Origin of the sequence: Amycolatopsis ponsaeliensis (assembly GCF_030182635.1) — a bacterium.
Classification (GTDB): domain Bacteria; phylum Actinomycetota; class Actinomycetes; order Mycobacteriales; family Pseudonocardiaceae; genus Amycolatopsis; species Amycolatopsis ponsaeliensis.
The window spans coordinates 1-223 of the sequence record NZ_JAPZLD010000139.1 but is presented as its reverse complement, the minus strand read 5'-3'; the positions used below and the strand labels follow the sequence as shown (position 1 = coordinate 223).

Annotated in this window: 1 protein-coding gene; it reads right to left on the bottom strand. The window is 70.0% G+C overall.

The annotated features are described in order from the left end of the window. Window positions 1-223 (bottom strand): helix-turn-helix domain-containing protein (locus QQ657_RS56570; RefSeq protein ID WP_284750760.1); only part of this gene is annotated, 223 nt, incomplete at both ends.

Here is a 223-nt window from a genome sequence, read left to right as displayed (position 1 = left end):
CGACCACCGCGGTCAGGTAGTTCTGACCGCGCCGGAAGGAGATCTCGTCGATCCCGATCCGCTGCAACCCCGCCAGCCGGTCGACCCGGGCGTCGATATCGGCCGACACCCGGGTGATGATCGCGCCGACGGTGGGCCAGGCGATCCGCAGCAGCTGCCGCACCGCCGTTCTGGAGGTCTGGCAGGCCAGCCATGCCACTGTGTCGTCGAACGCGCGGGTGTG